The sequence below is a fragment of the Kribbella qitaiheensis genome (assembly GCF_014217565.1).
GTDB lineage: Bacteria > Actinomycetota > Actinomycetes > Propionibacteriales > Kribbellaceae > Kribbella > Kribbella qitaiheensis_A.
The window spans coordinates 198,948-223,054 of record NZ_CP043661.1; the positions used below are offsets into that span (position 1 = coordinate 198,948).

Genomic DNA, 24,107 nt, shown 5'->3' on the forward strand with positions numbered 1-24,107 from the left:
CACTGTTGTCACGACTTCCTCCTCGAAAGCGCCGTCGCGGTCTCCGCCTCCGTCCTGACGAACGCGGGGACCGCGAAGCCGGGCTACTTGGCTGCCTGCAGCGCCTGATTGACCTTCTTTTCAGCGTCACCGAATGCGTCGGCCACCGAGCGATGCTGCAGCACGACCTGCTGGATCGCGGTCAGCACGCTGGCGTCCAGCTCTCCTTGCGCCTTACCTGGCAGCTGCACTGCCAGCACTGCGGTCTTCGCCGCAGAGACGAAAGCCTGGTCGTTGGCCGGAGGCGGTGTGGCATCTCGCCAGCTACCGCTGTCCAGGCCGTCGGCGGTGGGCGGAACCACCTGGCCGGTCGCCTGTGCCAGCTTCATGCCTCCGTTCCTGTCGTAGAACCAGCTGAGGAATGCCCAGGCCGCGTTCTTGTGCTCGCTGGTCTTACCGATCGACAAGCCGTACGAACCTCCGCCGGCGGTCGGCTTGCCGTCCACCGTGGGCATCGTCTGCACGTCCCAGTCGTCCTTCAGCGTCGACTTGACGGTGGGTACGGTGGCATGGACGCTGAACGCCATTGCGACGTTGCCGTTCTCGAACTTGGCCTGGGCCGAGTCGTTGGCGGAGTACGCCGGCGAGGTGTGGCCGTAGGCGTTTAGCAGTTCCGTCCACGCGCCGACTGCAGCCGGCTGCCCGATTCCCGACTTGTTGGTCTTCGGGTCGTACACGTATCCGCCGTGGGCCTGGATCACCGGGTTGTAGATCTCCGGGTGCGTCCCAGCGCCCAACGGCGCGGCAAGGCCGATCGTCTTGCCCCCGGACTTGGTCTGGACGTTGTTGGCGACGCGGTACAGATCGCTCCAGGTCCAAGAGGGGGATGGTATCGGTTCGCCGTACTGCGCGAGCAGCTTCTTGTTGTAGAACAGCACTACCGCGTCGGCGCTGACCGGCAGGCCGGTGATCTGCTCAGGGTGATCGAGAGGCCGGTACTGGCCGAGGAACTGCGGCAGGAAGTTGCTGCCCTTCAACCCAGCCTTGCCTTCCTCCAGCCAGGAAGCCAGGTCGGACGTGACGTTGGCCGCGGCAAGCCGGTTCGCCGCGTTGTCGACGTTGAAGACCAGGTCCGGCAGCTTGCGACTCAGCGCCTGGGTCGACAGTTGCTGGATGAAGTCCGGTCCGCCGTCGGGCAGTGACTGGATGGTGACCTTCCGGTCGGGGAACTGCTTCTGGTAGGCGTCGACGTACTTCTGGAATGCGGGAACCAGGCCGTTGACCATGCCGAAGGAGATCGTGCTGCCGTCGACGGGATCATCGGCGGCGCTCACACCCCCGCCGCCGCTGTTGTCGGGGCCGCAGGCAACGGCTGCCAGGAAGGCGGGGAGAAGCACGAGCGCGGCGATGAGCCGGTGACCGCGTCGTGCTGACTGGTGAATGGGCATCTGACGTGTCCTTCGGTTGATGGCCACCCGCCATGGAGCGGTGGCCATTTGAAAGCTTTCAAGCAGCATGCGGGGAAGGCCAAACTGCTGTCAAGAGGTGAATGTCGGCAATTGGGTGCGCGAATTCTTCCCTTTCTTATAAACCAAGGAAAAGGGCGCGACGCAGCGACCGCGACGGTCGCGGTCGTCCCATTTATAGGTATTCCTGAAACTGGTCTTTTATCGCCCGAACACGACTCGCGAACGCGCCATCTCCTCCGAGTTCTCGAAGGCCAAGCCGATTGGACCGACGGCGCGGCCGCCCAGCCCGTAGTGCGCCCAGGTGCCGGTCGCGCCGTCCAGCAGAACGGGCGCGACGTCGTAGTCCTCATGTTGTAGCCGGGCAAGACTGGCTGCGATGCGCGGATCGGCCAGAGCGGTTGAGAAGCGCGGCATGGTGTCAGGGATAGCGGGTATCCAGAGTGACTGCCGGGAACGGTTTTCCGGCGCGGTACTGGTCGACGAGGTCGCGGACCAGCTTCAGGTAGTAGAAGCCCCAGCCGTCCGACTTGGCCCCGGCAAGTCGGGTCACCTTGGTCGGTTCAATATCGTTGCTCCCGGCAACGCTGTATTGGTCGGGGCGGCCGAACTCGTTCCATTGCTGGACCATCAGGATTTCAGGCTCATATTCGTAGGCGGCCGTCATCATCTCGACCAGGTAGGCGCCGCTGTTGCGGTTGTGCGCGTCCCAGTTCAGATAGGCGCCCGGCGCCTGGTTTCCGGCGTTGGCGACGACGGTGGTCATCTGCTCGGGCCGCTGCTGGACCGGGTTGCTGAAACCCATCCAGCCGGTCAGCCCACCCGAGGTCGAGTTGTTCACGGCCTGGAAGACGACCTTGCGGCCGACGAGGTCCGCAACGTTCCATTGCCGGACATAGAACCTGTCCTCGTCGCCGGGCGGCGTCGTGTGACGCAGGATCTCGTTGGTTGCCGCGTCCCGCAGCAGATAGACATTGCGGCCGTTCAGGTTCGGCAGGTCCGCACCGGAGTCCATGTCGAAGCCGATCGCGTTGAACGCGATAGTGCGTTGGGTGATCGTGAACGGGGGACTCGTCAGTGTGCCGACCCGCTGCTCGCCGCCGTCGGCCGGCTTGCTGGTTGCGGCGGTGACCTCGATGTCGACTCGGAGAGCCTGGTGGGTCTTGATTTTCGACACCGCCCATTCGCCGGTCGCCACCCAACCCTCGAGGCCGTCGGTGGCGAAGTCGGCGATCGGGGTCTCGACCCCGTTGGCGTATGCGACGCGGTCGATCCAGCTCCATTGGCCACCGGGATTGAGGACGATCTCACGGAAGGCGCCCATCCAGCGCACGGTCAGGGCCGGGTCGCTCCAGGTCGGCGGGTTGGTGGTACGAGCGCCGGTGTAGACGGACACGAGCGGTTTGCCGTCGTGCAGCAGGAACATCTTTCGGTACGCCGGGTTCGCCAGGTACTTCGTCTTGATCCGCTCGATCTGCGTTGCGAAGTTGGGAGTCCCGGCCTTCCCGTCGTCCAGTCCGAGGAGGAGGGTGACGTCGGGCCTGGCGTCTTGCGGCATGGCGGCGTACACCTCGAGCAGGGTGTCGGTGCCGGCCATGATCTTCTCCGCCGTGCCGCTGGTCCAGTTGCCGCCGAGGTTGTTGGACCAGTCGATCAGGATGTGGTCGATGCCGGTGTAAGTGATCCATTCGGCGTGCTGCCGGATGACGTCTCGGTCTTGGGAACTGTAGGTGCCCAGGATCGGGACGGCTTCAGGACGGCCCCAGCCGACGGCGTCGAACCAGGTCTCGTACCCGATGCCGATGCGGGTCTGGCGGCGCGGCGCGGCGCGGTTGCGGGAGCGTGCGGGTCGGCCGAGGTCTTGGGGGCCGATGAAGCTGGGTGCGGGGGCGGCGGCGGCCGGCTGGAGTCCGGTGGTGGTGAGTGCGGCGCCTCCGGCGGTGGCTGCGGTAGCAGCGAGGAAGGACCGGCGGCCTACGCCGCTCGACGGCTTCGGTGCGTCAGACTGGTTGCTCATACTTGTTCTCCTTCGTGAAGGTGGTGTGATTCGCCGGCCTGGTTCAGCGGAATTCGTGGCCGCGGACCAGGTGGTCGGCCTCGTGGACCCGTAGATGTCCGAACGCGCCGGAGACGGGATCGCCGTCGCCGTCCATGCTCAGCTGGATGAATCTGGTGTTCGGGCCGACGGGAACAGGCAGGACCATCGGGTGGGGGATCCATCCGGAGGGGTGTGGAGCGTCCAGCGTGCCGACCAGGCCGGCGGCGAGGTCGTAGACGCGATAGTCGGAACCGCTGCTCGACAAGATGTACCAGTGGGGGCCGATCTTCGCCATCTTCGTGCCCTCGTAGTAGATGCCGGCGTTGTCGTTGACACCGGCAACCATTGGCTCGCGGAAGTCGTCGTCGCCGAAGGCGTACGAGTAGGTGCGTCCGGACAGGCTCAGCGCCAGCCGCCATCGGCCGTCCACGCGTACGGCGTACGGATCGATGCCCTGGGCCACAATCTTGGACCGGAGGAGGTGCACGCCATGCAGTACGTCGGCTCCGCTCGTGGTGTACTCGGTCGCGAAGTCGCCGTAGACGTCGGCGTCGCCGAAAGTCACCGCAAGCACCCGGAAACGCCGGATCGCAGGATCGTAGATCACCTGTCCGGCATGGTCACCGAGTACTGCGCCGTCGCGGCGCTGTTGGTAGATCTTGCCGATCTCCTCCACACGCGTGTAGTCGCGAAGATCCATCCGGAACACGCCCATGTGCGCAGCTGGTATGCCCCCGGCGAGACCGTGGTTGGTCAGCGTGAAGTAAAGCTGGTGACCGCGGATGTAAGGCCTGCCGTCCGGAAGCGAGACAATGACGGGGTCGCGAATGCCTGCCTGGCCGTAGTAGCCCGCCTGGACACGGCTGAGGACGATCGTCCCGGCATCGGCTCGCACCCCGAACCCGTTCCGGTACGCGGCGAGCATCTGCTCGGCCGATCCCGCCGGCGGAAACATCACCCGGATCGTGCGGTCGCCGGTCACCGGTCGGCCGTTCTCGTAGGCCTGTCCCCAGGCGATCACGTCGTCGCTGTTGCCCCACCAGGACAGCTTGCTCGACGGGTTGGAGACTTCGAGGTAATAGGTGCCGGCCGGCAACGGCTCCGCGAGGTCGAGATATTGCCACGAATTGTCGGGGACGTCGGTCAGCCGCGATCGGGTGACCTCGGCGCCCGCCGGCCCCTCTCGGCGAAGAGTCAGCGTGAACGCGCAGTCGGTCGCCTGCCACGTGCCGAACATGGAGCCGACCTTGGTGAACGGCTCGTCGACGGTGAACAGCTGCCCCTGCGTTCCGTCAGCGGGGACGACGGGCGCCGTGTCGAATGCGGCATTGGCGATCCAGCGGCCGAGTCCGCGCAGGTCCAGGAGCGTCCCGACCTGATCGGAGCCGGTGAGCACCCGCCATCCCCGGGCGTTCTCCTCGTCGCGCACGAAGACGTTCGCGCCCGGACCTGTCGCGGTCAGGGCAAGTCGGAACGGGGTGGTGAGCTCCGCGGTCACCTGCCCGAGCGTGTGGACCTCGCCGTCCACGCACACATCGATGCCCGTCGTCCGGCTGGCGTGGTTGTACCAGCCGAGGAGATAGTTGCGTTCGTCGCGGACGAGGCCGGTCAGGACGGTGTTGTGATGCAGTGCCTCCTCGGCCAGGGACTCGACGTCGACGATGACCGCGCAGTACGGCGCCTCCTGTCCCGTGGACGACTTCACCAGGGTGAAGTAGGGCTCGCGGCCGTTGGCTCTGAATGCTCCGTCGCCGACGCTCACCCCGGCCGCACGTTCGGCCGTCGGCCGCAGCAGCTCGGACTGCGGGGAGCGGCCGTCGGCGAAGGAGTCGTCGAGCCGGACGAAGTTCGGCGAGATGATCGAATACGGGACGCTGAGAGCAGTGGTCGAGAAGGACAGGTCGGACGGCTGCAGGGTCCGTACGTCGAGCTCGGCGTCAGCGGCGACGGCGTGAGCGGGCCAAGCAGCGGGGGCAGCACCTGCCGCCATGCCCAGCATCGCGAGCGATTTCAACGTTGTACGACGGGTCAAGCCTCGCTGCAGCTCGCGTTCGTTCGGCTGGTCAGGTGCACCTGACTGATCTGACACTGGCACTTGCGACTTCCTTCCGTGCGGCATCGCGTGAACGACAACCGGTCGAGGATCAGCCGTGGACTAGGGGTAGCGGGTGTCGAGGCGGACGGCCGGGATCCGGGCGCCGCCTCGGTACTGCTTGATGAGCTCGCCGACCAGGTCGAGGTAGTAGGTGCCCCATCCGTCGGAGTCGGGTCCGTCCCTGCCCGACATCCTGGTCGGCTCGATGTCGTTGCTTCTCGCAACGTCGTACTGGTCGTTGTGCACGAACTCGTTCCACTGCTGGATCAGCATGACCTCGGGCTGGAACGCGAAGATGTCCTGCAGATACCAGACCAGCGTGGCTCCCGACATCCTCGGTTTGGCCGAGTAGGTGGACCAGTCGGCGAGTCCCGGCGTGGTCTCCGCCGAGGCCATTGCCATCGCGGCGACGGAGAACTCGGCCACCTGCTGGGAGATGTTGCAGACCGCCATCCAGCCGGTTCCGGTCGCGTTGCGGTTGTCCGCGGTGAAGACCACCTTCCGGCCGAGTAGTTCGCGGACGTCCCAGCTGATCGGCACGAAGTAGTCGGCGGTGTTCGGGGTGTGCTCGCGGCGCAGGACCTGCCCGGTGGTGGCGTCCTTCAACAGGAAGTAGTTGGACCGGCCGCTGTTGTCGGGCTGGTCGATGCCTGCGGCAAAGAAATGGATGAAGGTGCCACTGACCTCGAAAGGCGGACTGCTGAGCACACCGGGTTTCGTCGCTCCCCGCGTCGTCGGGTAGGCGCCCTCGGGCGCCTTGAGCCCGGACTGCGAGTTCGGTGACAACGTCCAGCCAGGGCCGACCTGCCAGCCGTTGAGTCCGCCCGGGCCGTCGGCGGTCCCGTAGAAGGTGAAGGTCATCAGTCGGCCGGCCGACTGCTTGACGCGGTTGAGGTACTGCGATCCGCCCACGTCGGGAAGGCTGTCGCCACTGTCGAACCACCAGGCCGGCGTACCGGCAGGGTCGGAGAGCTCGAGGTAGTACTGGCCCGCCGGTGCACCCTCGATCACCAGGTCTTGCCAGGAGTTGTCCGCGAAGTCGGTGAAGGTCCTGCCGGCGATCTTCTCGAGGGCGCCGTCCGGCGTCCCGGAGTACAGCGTCATCGTGATCCCGCTGGTTGCCGAGCCGTAGGTGGCCAGCAGGACGCTGAGTTTGGTCAGCGAGCTGCCTGAGAAGGTGAAGGACTGGCCCACTGTCTCGCCCGTCTTCAACGGCGGCGTGGCTCCGCCGTTCTTGGGCTGTCCTCCGGTGACGACTCCCGACCCGAACTGTGACACCGCGGTCGACGTGCCGCTGATCATCGGCGCGCGGTCGATCCAACTCCACTGGCCGCCAGGGTCACCCACCACCTCGTGCAGTGCGGTCATGTACCGGAGGGTGAAGTCGGAGTCGTCCCACGTCGGCGGTGGTGCGCCGTTCGGACCGCGGTACACCGACAGCAGCGGCTTGCCCCGGAACTCTTGAAGGAGCGCTCGGTACTGCGGGTTGCCGAGGTACTTCGCCCTGATCTCCCTGAGCTGCTCCCGGAAGTGCTCGGTGTCGACCGCCCCGCCGGAGTCGGTTCCGATCAGAAGAGCGATCTTGGGGTGACGAGGCAGCCGAACGTACTGCGCGAACACGGCGTCGGTGGCATCGATGATCTGCCGGGCCACGCCATTGGTCCAGTTGTTGTCGCTGAGGTTGTTCGACCAGTCGATCAGGATGAAGTCGAAACCCGCACCCGAGATCCACTCGGCGTGCTGGCGGATCACCTTGACATCGTCGGAACGGTAGCGGCCGAGCACCGGAATCGCCTCGGCGGTGTTCCACGTTGCCACCTTCGGCATGAACCAGGTTTCGTAGCCAATGCCGATGAGTGTCTTCTTCCGCGCATCGAGGGAGACCGGCCCGGTAATGCGTGGCCTTGCGGCGTAGGGGTTGCTGCCGGCCGAAAGGGGCGTGGCAGCGGCAATGCCGGTGCTGCCGAGAGCCAGGCCGCCTGCCGCGGCGGCCGACCCGAGCAGGACAGACCTGCGACCTACACCGCCGCCGACGGCAGTGACCGTTGGCCGTTCATGATGTGTCATGGGGTTTCCTCCGTCGGAAAAGAATCAGCTGATGCCGTAGCCGAGTAGAGACTCCTGGACGGCGCCTTCGCAGCTGGCCGAAGTGCTGACGAAGTGGTCGACCATGGTCCGGCATCGGTAGAGCGGCACGGTGATACCTGCTGACGGGGTGGCAGCGGCGTAACCGGTCAAGCCGAGTTGGCGTTGTCCCTCGCAGGTCGCGTCGGGGGAGAGGAAGTAGTCAGCCGAGCCTGCCTTGCAGGCGTACAAGGCGCGATTCGCCTGTGAGCGTGGGGCTTCGTACAACGAGGCGAGCCTGGCCTCGGATCGGTATCTGGTCGTGTCGACCCAGCCAGTACTGACGATGTGTGAGTTGAGGGACGCGCTGAAGTAGCGAGTCAGTGGGAGCTCCGGGCGCCCCGGTCGCCAGGTGATCGTTTTCAGGTCCCACTGGTTGGGATCGGCGCTGGCACCCGCTGCGGCGGGTGAGGCGTCGGCTGCGGGACGGGGGTTGCTCGCTGCGTAGTACAAGGTGATGTTCGGATAGCTGCCGATATTGACGTTGCCGTAGCTGTCGCGAACCATCGATGGGATGAAGTTCAGTTCGTAGCCGGAGCGGTCGGTGTCAATGGTGGTGAGTTCGGTCCATGCGCCGCCACTGGTGAAGCCGGCCGCGGGGATGCGGTAGAGCGTGTACGAAAACGCCTCGCGCTCAGCGATGCCGCCGGTCGTGGACGCGGGCCTGAAGCCGATCTCCATGGCCACGTACCACGAGTTCGTCTGCGAGTCGTAGCCGAATGTGCCATTGCTGGGGTATGGCCAACCGTTCTCGCTGATCTGCTGGCGTGCGCCGAAGTGTCTGCCGTCCGAGGATGTCACCCGGTAGTAGTGATGTGCGGTGGTGTCCCAGAACATCAAGTGGATGCCGGCTTGGCCGTCACCGTTGTACGGCGTGGGCTGGGCTACGCCGTACGCGCCTGGGGTGGGATTCGCTGCGGTGACGACCGGCGAGGGGTCCTTCTTCCAGGTGACGCCGTCGTTGGAGAACGCGACACCGATGGAGTTGGCGCTGCCGTCCGGCTCGGCGGTGCCGACGTAGTACATCGCGAGGTGATAGGTGATCCCGTCGCCCAGCGGGTTGCTGAAGGTGCCTCCAACCACACCCGGATTGCAGGTGAAGACGTGGTCCCAGGCGCCGGCCGTCGGACCCAGTACTGCGACCGGAGTGCTCTGGGCGCCGGTGGCGGTGTCGTAGGTGGCGTACAGAATCGCGTCGGTGTTCTGGCTGGGATTGCTGGGGTTCGCAGCCTGACCGCACCACCAGATCCGCTGGACCGAGCCTTGCTGGATCACCGTCGGCGTGTAGTCGTAGGCCGGGCCGCCGTTGTTGAGGTGAGAGACCGTGATGCCACCGTCCACTGTGTCTGCCTGGCCGGCTGCTGTGTTTGTGATCACCAGGACCAGCGCGATACCGGTGATGACGAGGGCGCGAATGGTGCGCATGTTCCGGCTCCTTCCATGGCGAGTCGGCTTGCTCTGACGCGAGCCAGCCGGCAGGAACGACGGCCACATTCCTCGTTGCTTTCAAGGGATTCAAGACCGGACAGGCCTACTGACCGGATGCGGCCACCGGCCGGTGAAGGCAGGTGCGGGCATGGCGAAACTCACCTGTGGCGCAGGTGAGGTTGCCCTCGCTGAGTGGTCGACTGAGACCACTTTCACCTGACTTGATCGTTGCCCTTGGCTACAAACTGGGCACGCATCAGGTTGCTCGGATGTGGACGGCTATGCGGATGTTGGGATCGACGTTTTGGCAGTGGATGCTGATGGTGGCGCGGCCGGTCCAGCCGCGCGGGCAGTTTGATGCGGCTGTCACGTCATGCGGCGCCGGATGGCCGGGTAGCCCGGTAGCCGCCGTCGAGAGAGTCTCAGATGTCCTCCAGGAGGGATCACCCCGCCGAAGCGAGGAAGATTCGCAGCTCCAAATTCTTACCACGTGGCTTACCACGTGGTAAAGATGTGGGAACCTCAGTCTTCGAACTGCTGGAAATCGGCGCCAGAGCGTGGTGACCGACGGTGGGCAAGATGAGCGTGGAGCCGCGGCGACTCCCGAACCAGCCGCGCGAACCAGCCGCGCGAACCTGCTCGGCGCGGACCAGGCCCTTCAGCGCGGTTGAGGTGGCTGGTTGCGTCGCGATCCGTTCCGGATCAGGCCCAGGATCGCCAGCTATGAGCCACTAGGACGGTGTCAGCTACGCGGAGATCCCCGGGTTTCGACGTGGGCCCTCGTGGCAGGCCAGGGTCCCTCCGGAGGCACTGATGATCTGGCTGTCGGCCAGTGTTCTCCCTTCCTGTGGGGCGGTGAGTTCCAGCCGGTTGTTCGAGTCCTTGCTGATCAGGAACATCGGTTCTGGCTCGATGTCGACGCCGATCAATGCGGCCTGCTCGGCGAGCACCTGGTCGTTGGTCTCGCGGTCGAGCACCGAGTAGAGGCCGTCGGTGTTGGTGGAGATGATTCGGGCACCGGCGAGCGTCTGTGCCTGGCCGATTCGCCAGCTGAGGAGCTGACCGATGATGCGCATCGAGATGATCTGGTTGTTCATGCGGATCGGGTTCTTGTGTGATGCGTCGCCCGCGCCGGACGCGGCGTTCAGGATGAGTTTCGTCCCGTTGCGCAGGGTGGTCAGGCGCTCCTTGCCCGACCGGTCGAGTCCGGGCTGTTTGAGATCGCGTCCGAGGCGCTCTTTGTCGAAGAAGGTCGTTGCGTAGCGGTCCTCTCCCAGCTCGGGGTTGTAGAACGCTCTCATGTTGCGCAGCAGGTTCGGGTAGTAGCTCGTGAAGTCCTGGTGTGTGACGAGGTCGGCCGAGGTGCGTGCGTATTTCGGGTGCGGCTTCGTGGAGGCGTCCTCCCTCACGATGAACAGCTCGGGTGCCTTCTTCACAGGGTCGGTGCGGTATTCGGCCGATCGGGCCGCGGACTTCGCCAGTACCGCCTTACCCCGGATGACGAAAACCCGCCGGGGCTCATGCCGTCCGCGATCGCTACGTCCAGGGCTTCGTCGTCCGGCCGCTGTGTCGCGAGGAGCTCTGCCGGGTCAGGGACCTGTGTTCGGGCACGTTCCGGCTGCCCTGCCTGGACCGGATCGTCCTTCTTTGGTCTTCGATACCTGACTTTGCCCGGATCGGATCCGAGGAGCACGATCCGTTTGTCGACGGTTGTGCCGTCGAGCAGCGCGAGCGTGTTGTGCTGGCGTTTCGCTTCGGCCACGAAGTCCCTGGGGTCGGGGCAGAGGCGCCGGGCCAGGCCGAGCATCATCTTGATCGCGCGGTGCTCCGCGCGGTCTCGATGGAGCGTCTCCACGTCGGCCTCGGCCGCCCGTCGCTCTGGAGAAGAGGCGTTTGGTCAGCCGAGCCAGCCGGGGCGGACGAGGCCGGTTTGGTAGGCGACGACGACGAGTTGGGCGCGGTCGCGGACGCCGAGCTTCACCATCGCGCGGCTGACGTGGGTCTTGGCGGTGGCTGGGCTGAGGACGAGGCGGGCGGCGATCTCGTCGTTCGAGAGACCTTCGCCGACCAGCGCGACGATCTCGCGCTCGCGCTCGGTCAGTACGTCGAGTTCCTTGCTCGCGTGCGGCTGCCGACTCCGCGTCGCGAACTCCGCGACCAGCCGCTTGGTCACCCCAGGCGACAGCAGCGCATCCCCCCGCGCGACCACCCGCACGGCCTGAAGCAGCTCAACCGGCTCAGTGTCCTTCACCAGGAACCCACTCGCCCCGACCCTGAGTGCCTCGAACACGTACTCGTCCAGATCGAACGTCGTCAGGATCACCACGTGAACCTCGGAGAGCGCTTCATCGGCCCCGATCTGCCGCGTCGCCTCCAGCCCGTCGGTGCCCGGCATCCGGATATCCATCAACACCACATCAGGCTTCTCCGCCCGCGCCACCTCGACCGCCGCGGCACCGTCAGCGACCTCGCCGATCACCGTGATGTCGTCCTCAGCATTGAGTAACGACCGGAACCCGGCCCGCACCAACGCCTGATCATCAGCCAGCAACACCCGAATCATCCCCCTAACCTAGGCCACCCCCCGGCCACCCAGCCCACGCCAGTCACCCAGCCCACCCACCCAGCCGACCCACCCCAGCTCACGCCAGTCCAGCGCACCCACCCCAGCGCACCCACCATTCCCGCACAGTCCGCGCGGTCCGCACCCCCTCGCCTTCCCTGACCCGCACTCCGACTGCGAGCTAAGCCAGCCCGGCATCGTGCGCCAGCAGAGCGATCTGGGTGCGGTTCCCCAGATCCAGCTTGGTGAGGATGTGGGAGATGTGCGCCTTCACCGTCGCCACGCTCATGAACAGCTCGGCCGCGATCTCCGCGTTCGCCTTGCCCTGGGCAACGGCCAGCATCACGTCGTACTCGCGCGGACTCAGCCGCTCCAGCGCCGCCCGCGCCTTCGTGTGCGAGTCCGCCTCCGTCGCCGCCCGATCCATCAACCGCCGCGTGATCGCCGGTGACAGGATCGGATCGCCGGCCGCCACCCGGCGTACGGCCTCGACGATCTGCGCCGGGGGAGTGTCCTTCAGCAAGAACCCGCTCGCTCCGGCCCGCAACGCGTGCAACACGTTCTCGTCGGTGTCGAAGGTGGTCAGCACGACCACCTCCGGCGGATTCTTCCGAGCCCGCAGCCGCCGCGTCGCGACGATCCCGTCGACCCGCGGCATCCGCAGATCCATCAACACCAGATCAGGAAAGTGCTTGTCGATCGCCGCCGGTACCTCGTCCCCGTCGGCCGCCTGACCCACCACGGAGATCCCATTCGCACCGTCGAGCATCATCTCGAGACTCGCCCGGACCAACGCGTCGTCGTCCACGACCAGCACCCTGATGGTCTCCGAGTTGCTCATGCGGGCCACGGTAGCGAGGCGTGCAGCCGGAACCCGCCATCGGCCTCGCCGTGATCCAGCGTGCCGCCCGCCAACTGCACCCGCTCGGTGAGCCCGACCAGCCCGGTACCACTACCAGGCGTCAGCGGTACTCCGTTCCCCCGCGGATTGGTCAGCTCGATCTGCAACGTCCCACCCGGCTGCCCTTTCACCACCAACGTCACCGGCCGCCCGGCCGCATGCTTCCGCGCATTGGTGAGCCCCTCCTGCACCACCCGGTACGCCGTACGTCCGGTTGCTGGGGGCAACGATTCCGGCGCGGTGACGGCTTCGTCGTACCGGATCTCGGTGCCCGCGTCGCGGGACTCGTCGACCAGCCAGGTGAGATCGCCGAAGGTCGGTTGCGGTCGCCCGCCTGGTAGCTCCTCGATCTCGCTGTCCCGCAGCACGCTGATCACCTCGCGCAGCTCGTCGAGCGCCTGATGGACCCCCGCGCGGATCACGCCGGCCGCCTGCGCCAACTTCTCCGGTGAAGAATCAGGGCGGTATTCCAGCGCGCCGGCGTACGTCGCGAGCAAGGACAACCGGTGCGCGAGTACGTCGTGCATCTCGCGGGCCATCTTCGTCCGCTCGAGCGTGCGCGCTTCGGCCACCCGGCGACCTTGCTCGTTCTCGGCCCGGAGAGCGCGTTCTCGCAGCGAATGGAGCAGCGCCCGCCGAGCCTGCGTCCATTGGCCCCAGCCGAGCAGGGCCGCGTGGACGGCGATGTCGAGGACGAGATACCAGCCCAGATTCAGGCCGTGGATCGGCCGCCAGATTCCTTGGACCAGATGGCCGAGCGTTCCCGCGAGTGCTATCAGCGCGGCGATCCGGAGGGGGCGCCGCTGCGCGACCGTCAAAGTGCCGACCGTAGAGGACGGGGTCGCCGCGGGGGAGAGCATTGCCAGCGCCGCAAGCGCCAAGGACGCCTGGATCGGCCGGCGGCCGAGGAACAGAATCGACCCGCAGGCAACCACACCGACCACGATGTCGAAGATCAGCCAGCCGGTCGACTCGGAACTCGACTGACGGCCCACGAGGGTTGTCGCGGTGAGCAGGCCGATCGCGCTCACCGCGATGATGTTGGCCCTTCGGCTCGGCCTCGCGACCACGCAGCTCTCCTCCATGCCGCCGACAGTAGGCCGCGGGGGAGCATCGCCGCCACCGACCAAAGTCGAAGCCGCGACGACCTTGGGTGGTAGTGGCGCAGCCGCCCGGCCGATGTCAGCGGCGGGCGCTCTCCCGGATGGTTGGCGGCATCAGAACAGATGGTCGTCAGCAGAGAGGCAACGAGATGAGCATCAGAGAGAACAGTCAGAGTGAAGCTACGCAAAGCGGAAGTGACCGCCCTCGTCGGGTGGAGGGCCGTAGCCGGCTGGTCGTAGTGGGCATCACGGTCGTGGCGGCGGTCGCATGGTGGGCTGTGCTGTCGCAGGTTGCGGGGATCGAACTGCAGGCGAGGCAGGGTACGGTCATGCGGATCAACGGGGTCTCGGTGTTCGTCGCCGCGACAGCGATGGCCTTTGCTGGTTGGGGATTGCTGGCGATACTTGAACGCCGTACGTTGAACGCCCGTAAGGTCTGGACGGTGGTGGCGATGATCGCCTGTGTTACCTCGCTCGGCAGTCCGCTCTCCAGCGGCATCGGAGTGGGCGCCAAGCTCGGGCTGGCCTCGCTGCACCTCGTCGTCGGCGTCGCGGTCATCCTGGGCCTACGCCGCACCACGCTCGGCGTCACGGAACGCTGTGTCTGAAGGAGTGCAGCGGATGACGATGCGAGCGACCGAAGCGCCCTGGGGCGACTACGAGGTGGCGAAAGCAGAACTCATCGGTGGCCTGCGCGGAACAGTTCTCGAACTCGGCGCCGGACGAGGTGCCAACTTCAGCAGACTGGCCGCGGACGTCGAGTGGATCGGGCTGGAGCCGCACGCGAGTACTCGCCGGGCGTTGGTCAGGACGGCGGGCTTCGGGCGACTGAAGAGCGCGAAAGTCCTGGCGGCTCCGGCCGAGAACATTCCATTGCCCGAGGCAAGCGTCGATGCGGTGCTGTCGACGGTGGTGCTGTGCTCGGTGACCGACCTCGTCGCAGTACTTGCCGAAGTACGGCGAGTACTGCGACCCGGCGGGCAATTCGTCTTCTTCGAGCACGTTGCGGCGCCGCAGGGCAGCTGGCTATACCGGCTGCAACGGGTCGCCGCACCGGTCACCCGAAGATTCGACAAGGGCTGCAATCCCGCCCGAGACATCGCCAGTGCGATCCAGCTAGCCGGCTTCGCCTCGGTCGATCTCCACCGCTACGTCAGGCCGGGCCCGCTTCGCATTCCATTCATCGCGGGCACGGCTGTCAGAGCCGCGCTGCGCGGTAGAAACCTTCGATGTGGTCCACGACCAGCTTCGACGCCTCGTCGGCCTGACCTGACCTGATCGCCGCGACAATCGCACGATGCTCGGCCCGCAGACCTCTCGCCGTCGCATCCCAGTCCGGCAGATTAGGCACCGCCGCCAGCACGTACCCGTGAATGGCCGTCCGCAACGACGACATCACCGCCGCGATCAACACGTTCCCGGCCAGCGCCGCCATCGCCACATGGAACTCCGCATCCAGCAGATGGAACTCCTCCGGCGACAGCCCCGCGGCATCCATCCGATCCAGCAACTCCTCGGCTACCCCCAGCCGAACCCCATCGACCTCGCCCCCCGCCCAACTGTCGTCCGCACCTGCCTGCACCTCGCTGTCGGCGCCCGCCTCTCTCCGTCCGGCTGCTTGGCGTCCGGCCGCTTCGCGGGCGGCCCACGATTCGAGCAGGACGCGGGTCTGCACGATGTCACCCATCGGCAGATGGTTGGTTGCCAGATGCAACCGCAGCAGCGCGGTCAACGGCGAGGCCGGCTCGGCGACGATCACCGCTCCCGCCTCGGGCCCGGACCCGGTCGCCGTACGGACCACACCCATCGCCTCCAGCACCCGCACGGCCTCGCGCACGGACGGCCGGCTGATCCCGAGTTGCTCGGCCAGAGATCGCTCTCCCGGCAGCCGCTCCCCGAGCCGCAACCGCCCCGCCGCCAGATCGGCCTCGACCCGGCTCAGCACCAACTCGTAGTTCTTCACAACGCCCCACCCGACCCGGCCGCACTTCTCATGGGTGGAGTGTAGCTGTGTGGTCGGACCACAGGTTATGCTGTGGTCCGACCACAGAGATCCCCGGCTGAGAGAGCGTTCCCGATGACTGATCGACAGCTGCCGCGCTGGTCCGAGCTCAAGCCGCTGCTGCGGGCCAAGCCGGTCACCGTCAACCCGACCGAGCGGCGACTCGAGAAGGCGCTCACCATTGCCGACCTGCGCGCGATCGCGAAGCGCCGTACGCCGCGCTCGGTGTTCGACTACACCGACGGCGCCGCCGAGGGCGAGATCAGCCTGGGGCGGGCCCGCCGGCTCTTCGCCGAGATGGAGCTCCAGCCGTCGATCCTGCGCAACGTCGCCGACATCGACCTGGGGACGACGATCCTCGGCAAGCGCACGGAGCTCCCGTTCGCGTTCGCGCCGACCGGGTTCACCCGGATGATGAACCACGAGGGTGAGAGCGCGGTAGTCAAGGTCGCCGAGCGGCTCGGGATCCCGTACGCGCTCTCCACGATGGGAACGACCTCGATCGAGGACGTCGCGGCGGTCGGCCCGGACGCGCGGAAGTGGTTCCAGCTGTATGTCTGGAAGGACCGGGAATCCGGCGAGGACCTGGTCAAGCGATCGGCTGCCAGCGGGTACGAGGCGCTGATGCTGACCGTCGACGTGCCGGTCGCCGGCGCCCGGCTGCGGGATGTGCGGAACGGTTTCACGATCCCACCGTCGCTCACCGTCAAGACGGTGCTGGATGCGTCCATGCATCCCGCCTGGTGGGCGAACCTCCTGACCACCCGGCCGCTGACCTTCGCGTCGCTGTCGAGCTGGGACGGGACGGTCGCGGAACTGCTGGACCAGCTGTTCGATCCGACGATGACCATCGACGACCTGAACTGGATTCGCTCGATCTGGGACGGCCCACTGATCGTGAAGGGCATCCAGACCGTCGAGGACGCTCGCCGGGTCGTGGACGCCGGCGCGGATGCGATCGTGCTGTCGAACCACGGCGGCCGCCAGCTGGACCGGGCTCCTACACCGCTGCGGATCCTCCCGGAGGTCCGGAAGGCTATCGGCAGCGACGCCGAGATCTACCTGGACACAGGGATCCTGAGTGGCGCCGACATCGTCGCGGCGATCGCGCTGGGCGCGGACGCCTGCCTGGTCGGCCGCGCCTACCTGTACGGACTGATGGCCGGGGGGGAGCGCGGCGTCGCGCGGGCAGCAGAGATCCTCACCAAGGAAGTACGCCGGACCATGGCTCTGCTCGGCGTTTCCAGTGTGGCCGACCTCAACCCGTCCCACGTCCGCCTGCCCTGACCCGGGGCTTCGCTAGAGGTCGGCCGGTTCCAGTGGTAGGTGGGCGACGATCCGGAGCCCACCTGTCGGAGTGCGGCTTGCAGTGAGCGTTCCGCCCAGTGCTGTGGCCCGCTCACGCATCCCGATGATCCCGTTGCCTTCCTTGGGCGGTCCGGCCAGAGACCGGCCATCGTCATCCACCTGTACTACGAGCGCGCGCTCGCCGTACTGGATGCGCACTGTCGCAGTAGACGCCTTGGCATGCCGTACGACGTTGGTGAGCGACTCCTGAACGATGCGGAACGCGGCACGATCCAGGCCGGTAGGTAGCGATCGCGGATCGCCATGGATCGTGCTGTGTACCTCCAGCCCGGCCATCGAAGTACGGCTGATCAGGCTGTCGAGGTGTTCCAGCCCCACCACGGGTTGCCGTGGTGCTGCTTCGTCCGACTGCCGCAGGATGCCGACGATCGACCGCAGCTCGACCAGTGCTTCCTTGCTGGCCTCCTTGATCGCTGCAAGTGCTGGAGCGGCCTGCTCTGGTTGGCGATCGGCCAGGTGCAAGGCGGTCGACGCCTGCACGTTGATGAGCGAGATGTGGTGTGCCACGACGTCGTGCAGCTCCTGCGCGATCCGCAGGCGTTCCTCACCCGCCTTGCGGAGCTCCTCCTCGCGCCGCGTCTCGTTGGCCGCCATCACCCGTTCCCGATGGCCGCGGAAGAGCTCGGCGATGAACCCGAGGACGACGAAGCAGGTGCCGACCAGGAGAACCTGGTAGATGCCCTGACCACTGATCCCGAGTGCCAGGCGGCCCAGCACGTGCCCGGCGTACAGGGCGACCAGCGCTGACCAGCCGGCCAACCGATAGCCGCGCCGGATCGCTGTGAAGACAGCGATGACGAAGCTGAAGATCACCGGGCCGTATGCGTACTGCATCAACATGTAGATGAGGGTCGAGCCGACAGTTGCCCACAGCACCGGGATCGGCTTCGTCCGGAGCCAGTAGAGCGACACCGAGCCGAGTAGCAGAAGCACGACCATGAACCAGTCGGCCGCCCGGCGATCTGTCTCACCGCGAGAGGCGCCGAATGAGCCGACAACCGCCACGATGCTGATCACCGCAGGCAACAGCACCCGCCTCAAGCGGTCGGCGTGCAGCGGTTCGATACTGGTCACTCTACGAACCGTAGATGGCCACCGCACCCGCTGTCATCGTCGCCACGTGGTACTTCGCCCTGCTCCACCTGCAGTACGCCGTGGGGTCCGTGCCGCGAACGCCCCGGCTCAGTACTTCGTCTGGTAGATGCCCGCCTCGTACTGCAGGCCGTAGTACTTCTCCAGGTCGGCCAGGTCGGCGTCCTTGCGGTCCAGCGCCTTCGCGATCTTCGCACGGCTCGGCACCGCATCGGGGTCCCACGTCTCGGGCTTCCAGAGCTGGGAGCGCAGGAAGGCCTTCGAGCAGTGGTGGAAGATCTCCTCGATCTCCACCAGCAGCGCCAACTGCGGCCGGCTGCCCTTCACGATCATGTCGTCGAAGAACGGCGCCTCGCGGATGATCCGGGCGCGGCCGTTGATGCGCAGAGTCTCGCCGCGGCCCGGCAGCAGGTAGATCAGGCCGACATGCGGATTACTGAGGATGTTGATGAAGCCGTCGACGCGGCGGTTGCCCGCGCGCTCGGGGATCACGATGGTGGTGTCGTCCAGCACCTTCGTGAAGCCGGCCGGATCCCCCTTGGGGGAGACGTCGCAGCCGCCGTCCGCGTCGGAGGTGGCGATCAAGCAGAACCGCGATTCGGCGAGCCACTGCCGGTCCAGCTCATGCAGTTCCTTGCGAACCTTGTCGGCGGTGCTCTGCAACGGCGCCGGGACCACCTCGCGTAGCTCTTCGTACGAGGTGATCTCGACCAGTTCTGCTGTCTCTGTCAGGCGGTCCATCAGGCGACGCACTCCCCATTGAGCGACGGTTCGACCACCTGGCTGGCGGGCCGTGTCCGTGCCGCCCATCGTACGGTGGGACCAATCGCGACACTGGTCCCCAGGAACAGTGCACCGACGACCAGCCAGCCGATCGGGCCCCAGCCGAGTACCAGCGTCGTCAGCAGCGCCGGGCCCAGCATGCGGGCGATCGCGGGGCCTGTTCCGAAGAAGCCCTGGTACTGACCCTGCTGGTCGGCGGGGGCGAGACCGAAGCTGATCTCCCAGGCACCGGAGGCGAGCTTCATCTCGCCCAAGGTCAGCAGAGCGGCTGCGACTGCCAGTACTGCGGCGGCGCCGACCGGCGTCATCCCGAAGGCGGTGAGGGCGAAGACGCTGCAGGCGGCCAGCATCGCGACGCCGGCGAACCGGACGGAGCGGGTCGCAGTACGGAGGTCCGTGACGCTGCGAGCGATGCGTACCTGGAACAGCGTGACGCCGAGGGTGTTGACGATCAGCAGTGAGGCGACCACCCAGCCGGGGGCGTTGGTGCGCTCCACTATCCACAGCGGTGCGACCAGGCTCAGCAGTGGCATGAACATGAGCATCACTGCGTTGAGCAGCGCGAGTACGGCGTACGGGCGGTCGTGCAGGACGGCCAGGCGCGGCTCTCCGGCGACCCGGAGGGCGACTGTGACCTGCGGTACTCGGTGGATCAGTACCGCGGCGATGAGGAAGCTGGTTGCGTCGATCGCGAAGACAGTCAGGTAAGCCGGGGCAGTGTCGAACCGCAGTGCGACTCCGCCGAGTGCAGCGCCTACGGCGAGGCCTCCGTTGACCGTGGACTGGAGGAACGCCCGGATGCGGGTGCGCTCGGCCGGGGCGACCAGTCCGGCCAGCAAGGCCTGCCGTGCGGCGGTGAGGCCGGTCTGGCTGCTGGCGTAGGCGATCGCGGCGATCAGGAAGAGCGGGAAGCTCCGGACGAAGAGGAACGAGCCGACCGACAGTGCGGTGGAGAACGCCAGGAGGATGGCGACGCCGCGCGGGCCTTTGCGGTCGGCCAGGTTGCCGAGCGGTACTCCGGTGAGGAAGCCGACCAGCCAGGCGATGGTGAGGCCGAGGCCGACCTGGGCGGTGGAGAGGCCGACGACGCGGGTGAAGAACAGCGCCGAGGTGACGATGAAGGCGCCGTCACCGACGGAGTTGGCCAGCTGGGCCATCGCGAGGTTCCTGGCGGCACCGGCGGGCGGGAGGAGCCTGCTCAGCCGGCTTCCGGTGGCCTCGGTCGCTCCGGTCGAGCCGGTGGCTTCGGTGGCGGTCCGGTCAGTGGCGGTGCTGGTCATCGTCGGTCTCCTTGCTCGCGCTTCGTTGTCTTGAGCCTAGGAGTACAGCGGCCCAGAGGTCAGGTCCATTTCCGCCGCATCTTGGTGGGCCAATTGCATTGGGTCCTGGTTGCGCCCGGATTGCCCTGTGGACAACCGTCGGACGGGCTTCGGATCGCGGCACTTTGTAGGTATGAGCTTCGAAAATCTCCCCAGAAACTGGCCCGAGTGCCCACTCTCGGACTCCACCACTGCCGCTGACGTCGTCGACCTGTGCCTGAGCGAGGGGGATCGACGTCTCGGCCTCCTCAAAGTGATCTTCTGCGACGAACAGAACCGCTTCCACGGCTGTGTCGACATCGAGTTGCGCGACCGTTTCGGCCAGCTCCAGCTGGACGACTGCCGCACAGTTCTCAAGCCGGTCGTCGCAGCCGTCCGAGCCAGCCCCGGAATCGGCCTGCTCCTCGCGCTAGGCCGCCCGGGGCCCGAGAGCTGGCCTCCGATCGACAACGAGTGGGCCGAAGCTGTCACCACGGTCTGCGCCGAGGCTGACATCCGCTTGGTCGCCTTCTACGTCGCCAGCGCCGGCCACGTCCACCGCGTCGAGGCGACGGTCGATGCCTGAACCGCGCCGGTACAGATCACTCACCCGGCGGATCGCCCGTTCACCACGAGTAGATGAGCAAGGGCACCGGAGAGCCGCCGTGCTCACTCTTCAGCGGAGGTGTCTCGACCCAGTCCAGACCAACCATCCGCGGGCAGTCGCAGTCGAGGTCGTCAACACCAAGTCGCGGCTCCCCGTCCGCGACCTCGACCCGGAATACCGTGGTCACCCCCGATGGGTAGGGCACCCGCGCGACCTCCCGCGCTCCCACCACCTCGAGGCCGACCTCTTCCAAGACCTCTCGACGCATAGCGAGCGCAGGCTCCTCACCCGGCTCGATACCTCCGCCGGGCAGGGTCCAGTATTCAGGTCCGTCGTGTCGGCCAGGCTCGGTCTGAACCCGCTCCCGCACCATCAGAACCCGGTCGCCCCGTTGAATCACAGCTGCAACCCGCATGCGCTCGCTCATTGCGACACCCTCACACCTCGGAGGGTCGGCGCTCGGGTGAGCCGGAAATGGATCCGTACTAGAACACGCGTTCGAACGTCTGTACTGTGGTGGTTATGGCTGGAGGGCTTCAGGCTTCGTTGCTGGATGCGTTCGAGGATCCCGAGCTGGGATCGCTCGACGGGGTGCAACGAACGGAATTGGGTCAGGGCGCGTGGATCGACGTGCTCCCCGGTTGGTTGGCGGGGGCCGATCAGGTCTTCGATCGCCTTGCCGTCGAGGTGCCCTGGCGGGAGGAACGGCGGCAGATGTACGACCGGGTGGTCGACGTACCGCGCCTGTTGTGCTTCTACGGCGAGAGCGACAACCTCCCGCTGCCCGTCCTTGACGAGGCCCGGGAACTGCTCAGCGACCACTATATGGAGGAGCTCGGCGAACCGTTCCGCACCGCCGGCCTTTGCTACTACCGCGACGGCCGGGACAGCGTCGCCTGGCACGGCGACAAGATCGGCCGCGGCGCCCGCGAAGACACCATGGTCGCCATCCTCTCCGTCGGCGAACCCCGCGTCCTCGCCCTCCGCCCCCGCCCCGGCAGCACCACCGGCAAAGTCGCCTCAACCATCCGCTACCCGCTGGGCCACGGCGACCTCATCGTCATGGGCGGCTCCTGCCAACGCACCTGGGAGCACGCCATCCCCAAATCCACCACCCACACCGGCCCCAGAATCAGCATCCAATACCGCCCCCGAGGCGTCCGCTGAGTAACGGCTGCCATCCACAACCTGGCTGACCTTGTGGACAACATGGCCGGATCTTGACGATCGAGAATCGCCTTGAAAACAAGGGTCTTTCGGTTCGGAAACTGTCGGTGGATGGGTCTAGGGTTTGGGGTATGGACCTCCTGGCGGATGCGCGGCCCGCGTACACGATGAGCGGCGAAGAAGCAGTCGCCGCTCTCGATGTCGCGCATGCCGAGATCGCGCGGCTGGAGACCTACCGGCTGAAAGTCACCGCCCGCCTGGACGAGACCGGCTACACCAAAGAAGCCGCCGGCCAAGACACCGCCAGGTTCTTGTCCACGAGGTACCGCCGCAACCTGTACGCCACCCGCCAGGACCTCACCCTGGCCAAAGCCCTCCCGAAGTATCCAGCCGTCACCACAGCCCTCCCCGACCCGTATACACCGGCCGACCACGAGGCCACCATCCACTCCGCCGACGCCGCGAGCATTACCGGCACCGACGCCACCGACGCCACCGACGCCAGCGGCAATGGCGGTAGTGCCGGTGCTGGTGGAGACAACGAGGAAGCCCTTCCGGTGCTGCTGCATCCGGAGCAGGCCGAAGCGATCGTGTCCGCGCTTGAAGCCGTCCCGGCAGCTGCGATGGTCTCGGTGGAGACTCTGCGGGTCGCCGAAGAACAGATGGTCGAAGCCGCCCGGCACCTGGCGCCGGCTGACCTGAAGAAGTTCGGCCAGCGGATCCGGGAGATCCTCGACACCGACGGCCCCGAACCCGCCGAAGGAGCCGCTGAGCGGCGCGAATCCCTCCGCCTCACCAACGCCGACCACGGCGTCAAATTCTCCGGCTACCTCGCCAACGCCAACGCCGAACTCCTCAAGACCCTCATCGAAGCCGCCGCGAAACCCCGCAAAATGGACGGCGAACTCGACTGCCGCTCCCGTGACAAACGCCAAGCAGACGCCCTCACCCAGGTCCTCACCATCGCCGCCGGCACCGGCGACCTCCCCAGCCACGGCGGCGTCAAGCCCCACGTCACCGTCACCATCGACTACACCGACCTGAAAACGATGGGCCGCGACGCCACCGGCAACCTCCAATTCGGCGACAACCTCTCCGCCGCCGCGGTCCGCTGCCTCGCCTGCGATGCCGGCATCATCCCCATCGTCCTCGGCTCCAACTCCGAACCCCTCGACGTAGGCCGCGAAGAACGCTTCGTCACCAAGGCAATCCGGCGGGCCTTGAACAAACGCGACAAGGGTTGCGTCGTCTGCGGACTACCCCCGCGCTACTGCCACGCCCACCACATCGTCCACTGGATCGACGGCGGCCCTACCTCGCTGGACAACCTGGCGTTGTTCTGTGGCACCGACCACAAAGGTGTGCACGCTGGCCACTACACCGTCACCATCACCAACGGCAAAGTCCACGTCACCCGCCCCACCTGGGCCGCCGCACCTCGCCTGACCAAACCACTCGGCAGACCGTCGACACCACAAGGCCACCCCTACAAGAACGCGCCCACCCCGGACGGGCTCGCCAATCCAAGCGGGCGTGCTGCCCCGCGCGCGAACACTGATCTGGACACGAACGTCGAGCTGGACGCGGACGTTGATGTTGGCGCGCTTACCGGCCCGGGCACATTCGCCGCCCGGAGCGGGCAAGCCACCATGGTCGCGAACTCAGATCTGGACGCGCACACCGCCTCTGGCGGACACGACGGCGTCGCAGCGACCACCTGCGAAGACGACTCCTGCAATCACAGCCACACCCCGGGTGCCGAAGCCGAGACCAGTTCATTCACCGGAACCGACAACGACCCGTTCTGGGGGCAAGGCCGCTCCAATCGGACCCATCGCCCGGTCCGCGTCTTCTCGCTGGTCAATGACCCACCACCACTAGCCGCGCAACGCCCTGCCGACTTCGACCCCTGGGCCCCAGAAACACTCGACACCGGATAGCCGCCCCGCGATGGTTGGCGCCGCCGGGTAGGTCGCACGCTGCGAGTCTGGCGGCATCAGCTTTCTGGGTGCAGTTGGCCTGCTCACTCGATCCACCAGTTCGGCTGAACCGCGGATGGCTGAGACTGGAGCGACGTGCGACGTGCGACGTGC

The 24,107-nt window shown here is 66.6% G+C and carries 22 protein-coding genes; 6 read left to right on the forward strand and 16 right to left on the reverse strand.

Annotated features, from left to right (window positions below; genetic code table 11):
* Positions 1-83 precede the first annotated feature (83 nt).
* The 11 genes from F1D05_RS00900 to F1D05_RS00950 all read right to left on the reverse strand — a co-directional run bounded on the left by F1D05_RS00900 (position 84) and on the right by F1D05_RS00950 (position 13,679).
* Positions 84-1,427, reverse strand: coding sequence for an extracellular solute-binding protein (locus F1D05_RS00900; protein WP_185445346.1), 1,344 nt, complete (start codon positions 1,425-1,427; stop codon positions 84-86).
* 219 nt (positions 1,428-1,646) lie between these two features.
* Positions 1,647-1,862: a hypothetical protein gene (locus F1D05_RS00905; RefSeq protein WP_185445348.1), complete on the reverse strand. Its 216-nt coding sequence runs from the start codon at positions 1,860-1,862 to the stop codon at positions 1,647-1,649.
* Between the two features lie 4 nt (positions 1,863-1,866).
* Positions 1,867-3,462: a hypothetical protein gene (locus F1D05_RS00910; RefSeq protein ID WP_185445349.1), complete on the reverse strand. Its 1,596-nt coding sequence runs from the start codon at positions 3,460-3,462 to the stop codon at positions 1,867-1,869.
* A 43-nt stretch (positions 3,463-3,505) separates the two neighbouring features.
* Positions 3,506-5,515 (reverse strand): hypothetical protein, encoded by a 2,010-nt coding sequence (locus tag F1D05_RS00915; protein ID WP_185445351.1) that lies wholly within the window; start codon positions 5,513-5,515, stop codon positions 3,506-3,508.
* 123 nt (positions 5,516-5,638) lie between these two features.
* A complete protein-coding gene (locus F1D05_RS00920; RefSeq protein ID WP_185445353.1) occupies positions 5,639-7,645 on the reverse strand; it encodes a hypothetical protein in 2,007 nt (668 codons plus the stop codon).
* A 24-nt stretch (positions 7,646-7,669) separates the two neighbouring features.
* A complete protein-coding gene (locus F1D05_RS00925; RefSeq protein WP_185445355.1) occupies positions 7,670-9,127 on the reverse strand; it encodes a hypothetical protein in 1,458 nt (485 codons plus the stop codon).
* A 749-nt stretch (positions 9,128-9,876) separates the two neighbouring features.
* Positions 9,877-10,566, reverse strand: a complete 690-nt coding sequence (locus F1D05_RS00930; protein WP_185445357.1) for a hypothetical protein — start codon at positions 10,564-10,566, stop codon at positions 9,877-9,879.
* Positions 10,563-10,985 carry a hypothetical protein gene (locus F1D05_RS00935; protein ID WP_185445358.1) on the reverse strand — a complete coding sequence of 141 codons (423 nt, stop codon included), beginning with the start codon at positions 10,983-10,985 and terminating at the stop codon, positions 10,563-10,565. Before F1D05_RS00935 ends, F1D05_RS00930 begins: the two co-directional genes overlap by 4 nt.
* Before the next feature lie 42 nt (positions 10,986-11,027).
* Positions 11,028-11,693, reverse strand: coding sequence for a response regulator (locus F1D05_RS00940; protein ID WP_185445360.1), 666 nt, complete (start codon positions 11,691-11,693; stop codon positions 11,028-11,030).
* Between the two features lie 181 nt (positions 11,694-11,874).
* On the reverse strand, positions 11,875-12,534 hold the full coding sequence (locus tag F1D05_RS00945; protein ID WP_185445362.1) for a response regulator: 660 nt from the start codon (positions 12,532-12,534) through the stop codon (positions 11,875-11,877).
* Complete coding sequence (locus F1D05_RS00950; protein WP_185445364.1) at positions 12,531-13,679, reverse strand: sensor histidine kinase; 1,149 nt, start codon at positions 13,677-13,679, stop codon at positions 12,531-12,533. Before F1D05_RS00950 ends, F1D05_RS00945 begins: the two co-directional genes overlap by 4 nt.
* Positions 13,680-13,846: 167 nt before the next feature.
* Here F1D05_RS00950 and F1D05_RS00955 point away from each other — a divergent pair, with 167 nt between their 5' ends.
* Together F1D05_RS00955 and F1D05_RS00960 are read left to right on the forward strand one after the other, a co-directional pair.
* A complete protein-coding gene (locus tag F1D05_RS00955) occupies positions 13,847-14,305 on the forward strand; it encodes a DUF6069 family protein (RefSeq protein WP_281389003.1) in 459 nt (152 codons plus the stop codon).
* A 13-nt stretch (positions 14,306-14,318) separates the two neighbouring features.
* On the forward strand, positions 14,319-14,975 hold the full coding sequence (locus F1D05_RS00960; protein WP_185445368.1) for a class I SAM-dependent methyltransferase: 657 nt from the start codon (positions 14,319-14,321) through the stop codon (positions 14,973-14,975).
* On the opposite strand, the gene F1D05_RS00965 is transcribed toward F1D05_RS00960, so the two are convergent.
* Positions 14,896-15,660: a FadR/GntR family transcriptional regulator gene (locus F1D05_RS00965; RefSeq protein ID WP_185445370.1), complete on the reverse strand. Its 765-nt coding sequence runs from the start codon at positions 15,658-15,660 to the stop codon at positions 14,896-14,898. The genes F1D05_RS00960 and F1D05_RS00965 overlap by 80 nt on opposite strands.
* Before the next feature lie 114 nt (positions 15,661-15,774).
* Here F1D05_RS00965 and F1D05_RS00970 point away from each other — a divergent pair, with 114 nt between their 5' ends.
* On the forward strand, positions 15,775-16,986 hold the full coding sequence (locus tag F1D05_RS00970; protein ID WP_185445372.1) for an alpha-hydroxy acid oxidase: 1,212 nt from the start codon (positions 15,775-15,777) through the stop codon (positions 16,984-16,986).
* Between the two features lie 12 nt (positions 16,987-16,998).
* Here the strand turns inward: F1D05_RS00970 and F1D05_RS00975 are convergent, their stop codons facing one another.
* The 3 genes from F1D05_RS00975 to F1D05_RS00985 form a co-directional block, all read right to left on the reverse strand.
* Positions 16,999-18,141, reverse strand: a complete 1,143-nt coding sequence (locus F1D05_RS00975; protein ID WP_246486346.1) for a sensor histidine kinase — start codon at positions 18,139-18,141, stop codon at positions 16,999-17,001.
* 108 nt (positions 18,142-18,249) lie between these two features.
* On the reverse strand, positions 18,250-18,900 hold the full coding sequence (locus F1D05_RS00980) for a pyridoxamine 5'-phosphate oxidase family protein (RefSeq protein ID WP_185445374.1): 651 nt from the start codon (positions 18,898-18,900) through the stop codon (positions 18,250-18,252).
* Positions 18,900-20,222: an MFS transporter gene (locus F1D05_RS00985; RefSeq protein WP_246486347.1), complete on the reverse strand. Its 1,323-nt coding sequence runs from the start codon at positions 20,220-20,222 to the stop codon at positions 18,900-18,902. The genes F1D05_RS00980 and F1D05_RS00985 overlap by 1 nt, the downstream gene beginning before the upstream one ends.
* Positions 20,223-20,394: 172 nt before the next feature.
* Between F1D05_RS00985 and F1D05_RS00990 the strand changes: the two genes are divergently transcribed.
* On the forward strand, positions 20,395-20,826 hold the full coding sequence (locus F1D05_RS00990) for a hypothetical protein (protein WP_185445376.1): 432 nt from the start codon (positions 20,395-20,397) through the stop codon (positions 20,824-20,826).
* A gap of 40 nt (positions 20,827-20,866) precedes the next feature.
* Here F1D05_RS00990 and F1D05_RS00995 read toward each other — a convergent pair whose 3' ends face one another.
* Entirely contained in the window at positions 20,867-21,274 is a 408-nt protein-coding gene (locus F1D05_RS00995) for an NUDIX hydrolase (protein WP_185445378.1), read from the reverse strand.
* Positions 21,275-21,369: 95 nt separating this feature from the next.
* On the opposite strand from F1D05_RS00995, the gene F1D05_RS01000 reads away from it, so the two are divergent.
* Both F1D05_RS01000 and F1D05_RS01005 read left to right on the forward strand, forming a co-directional pair.
* Positions 21,370-22,014, forward strand: a complete 645-nt coding sequence (locus F1D05_RS01000) for an alpha-ketoglutarate-dependent dioxygenase AlkB (RefSeq protein WP_185445380.1) — start codon at positions 21,370-21,372, stop codon at positions 22,012-22,014.
* 131 nt (positions 22,015-22,145) lie between these two features.
* Positions 22,146-23,954 carry an HNH endonuclease signature motif containing protein gene (locus F1D05_RS01005; protein ID WP_185445382.1) on the forward strand — a complete coding sequence of 603 codons (1,809 nt, stop codon included), beginning with the start codon at positions 22,146-22,148 and terminating at the stop codon, positions 23,952-23,954.
* The last annotated feature ends 153 nt before the right edge of the window (positions 23,955-24,107 follow it).